Consider the following 2,443-nt stretch of genomic DNA (forward strand, 5'->3'; position numbering starts at 1 on the left):
GCGGCTGCCGCAGGCTTCGAGGAGCAGTTCGGGGCGAGCATGCGCGCCCACCTGGCCGGCGTGGAGGGCCTGCTGTCGGCCCGTCTGCTGCGGCCGCAGAGCGAGGGCGGCGTGTATGTGGCGGTGATGGACTTCGCCTCCGAGGAGGCATTCAGCGCCTGGATGGCCTCGGCGTCCTTCCGCGACGCGCACTCCTCCTCCTCGCCCGACATGGCAGGCGAAGTGGAGTCCTTCGAGACCGTCATCGCCGTCGGCGCCTGAACAGGACGGGTACCTCCGTGTTTCTCGCCCTGCGCGATCTGCGGTTCGCCCGCGGTCGCTTCGCGCTCATCGGTGCCGTGGTCGCGATGATCGCGGTCCTCGGTGTCATCCTGTCCGGCCTCGCCTCGGGTCTCGCGGACTCCGGCGTCTCCGCCCTGCGCGGCCTCCCGGCGACCCACCTGGCGTTCGACAAGTCCGCCTCCGGCGAGCTGTTCTCCCGCTCCACCGTCACCCGGGACACCTGGCAGAAGTGGGCCACGCAGCCGGGGGTGCGCAAGGCCGAGCCGCTGGGCCAGCAGCTGGTCCACGCCCAGCTGGCCGGTCCCGGGGCCAAGCAGGTGGACCTGGCGGTCTTCGGGGTGGAGCCGACCGGCTTCCTCGCCCCGGTGCCGACCTCGGGCAAGCCGCTGTCGCAGGCGGGCGCCGACGGCATCCTGGTCAGCCAGGACATCGCCAAGGAAGGCGTCCATACCGGCGACCGCCTCACCGTCGGCCAGGCCAGGACCCCGGTGACGGTGATCGGCACCATCGGCCACGCCTCGTTCGGGCACGTCGGCGCCGTCTACGCGCCCCTGCCGCTGTGGCAGAGGCTGCACTACGGCCTGCCCGGCAAGCTCCCGCCCGCCGCAGCCGGGCAGGCCACCGCCATCGCCCTGCGGCTCGCCCCCTCGGCCGACACCTCCGCGATCGACAAGAAGCTGGGCACGCAGACCGTCGACCAGGCCGGCGCCTTCGCCGCCTCGCCCGGCTACAGCGCCGAGTCCAGCACCATGACGCTGATCCGCGCTTTCCTCTACGCCATCTCCGCCCTGGTCGTCGGCGCGTTCTTCACGGTGTGGACCATCCAGCGCCGCCAGGAGATCGCGCTGCTGAAGGCCATCGGCGCGAGCACCGGCTACATCCTGCGCGACGCCGTCGCCCAGGTCACCGCCGTCCTGCTGGCCGCCACCGCTGCCGGGACCGCGATCGGGCTGGCCCTGGGCGGGGCCATGAACGGTTCCGCGCCGTTCTCCCTGCAGAGCGGGCAGATCACTCTGGCCGCCGTGCTGCTGATCGTCCTGGGCCTGGCCGGCGCCGTCGTCGCGGTCCGCCGCATCACCAAGGTGCAGGCCCTCACCGCGCTGGGAGCAAGCCGATGACCCACCCCGCCTCCACTTCCGCCACCTCCGGCGGCACGGCCGCAGCGGCCGCGCTGCGCCTGACCGACGTCACCCTGCGCCTGGGCTCCGATCAGCAGCAGGTCACCGCCCTGGACCAGGTCACCCTGGATGTCCGGCCAGGTGAGTACCTCGCGGTGACCGGCCCGTCCGGCTCCGGCAAGTCCAGCCTGCTGGCCGTCGCGGGTGGCCTGCAGACCCCCACCGAGGGCACCGTCCACGTCGCCGACGCCGATCTGACCGCCCTCACCGAGCGCCGGCGCACCGCCCACCGCCGCCAACACATCGGCTATGTCTTCCAGAACGCCAACCTGCTGGCCTCCCTCACCGCCCTGGAGCAGCTCCTGCTGCCCGCGCATGTCGCCGGGCGGCTGGATGCCGCCGCCCGCACCCGGGCCGGTGAGCTGCTGGAAGCCGTGGGCATGACCCACCGCGCGGACCGGCGCCCCCACCAGCTCTCGGGCGGCGAACGCCAGCGCATCGGCCTGGCCCGCGCGCTCGTCCTGTCCCCCGAGGTCCTCCTGGTGGACGAGCCGACCTCCGCCCTGGACCGGGCCCGTGCCCGCGATGTCGCCGACCTCCTTGCCGAGCAGACCCGCCAGAACAACACCGCCACGGTCATGGTCACCCATGACACGGAGATACTGGACGCAGCCGACCGCGTCCTGGCCCTGCGGGACGGCCGCCTCACCTGACCACCCGAGTCGAAAGGCCCGACCGCACCATGCCCAAGATCAGCGCCGCCACCGTTCCTGAGCACCGCGCCCAGCAGCGGGCGGCGCTGATCCGCGCAGCCGTCGACCTGCTCGCCGAGCAAGGCGTCACCGCCGTCACCCCGGCCGCGGTCACCGCACGCGCCGGACTGGCCCGCCCCAGCTTCTACCAGTACTTCCCCTCCAGCGCCGCCCTGCTCGCGGCCATTGTGGAGGACGCCTTCACCGCCGCCGACGTCGCCGTGGCCCAAGCCCTCGATGCCGCGACCGAGCCCCGTGCCCGCATCGACGCCTTCGTCCGCGCCGAACTCC

The 2,443-nt window shown here is 73.2% G+C and carries 4 protein-coding genes; all 4 read left to right on the plus strand.

All coding sequences use genetic code 11. The features are described 5' to 3' along the window. On the plus strand, positions 1-261 hold a 261-nt coding region (locus tag BIV57_RS14935; RefSeq protein ID WP_139275677.1), incomplete at its 5' end, for an antibiotic biosynthesis monooxygenase family protein. Between the two features lie 17 nt (positions 262-278). Then, the gene (locus BIV57_RS14940; RefSeq protein WP_071657298.1) at positions 279-1,400 is read left to right on the plus strand and encodes an ABC transporter permease; all 1,122 of its coding nucleotides are present in this window, start codon (positions 279-281) and stop codon (positions 1,398-1,400) included. Then, entirely contained in the window at positions 1,397-2,113 is a 717-nt protein-coding gene (locus tag BIV57_RS14945) for an ABC transporter ATP-binding protein (RefSeq protein ID WP_071657299.1), read from the plus strand. Before BIV57_RS14940 ends, BIV57_RS14945 begins: the two co-directional genes overlap by 4 nt. A gap of 29 nt (positions 2,114-2,142) precedes the next feature. Next, on the plus strand, positions 2,143-2,443 hold a 301-nt coding region (locus BIV57_RS14950), incomplete at its 3' end, for a TetR/AcrR family transcriptional regulator (RefSeq protein WP_139275679.1).

The organism is Mangrovactinospora gilvigrisea (assembly GCF_001879105.1).
Classification (GTDB): domain Bacteria; phylum Actinomycetota; class Actinomycetes; order Streptomycetales; family Streptomycetaceae; genus Mangrovactinospora; species Mangrovactinospora gilvigrisea.

What these genes read in the sequence shown, in the direction of transcription:
- BIV57_RS14945 (WP_071657299.1), top strand. Translation starts at nt 1,397, where the DNA reads ATGACCCACCCCGCCTCCACTTCCGCCACCTCCGGCGGCACGGCCGCA.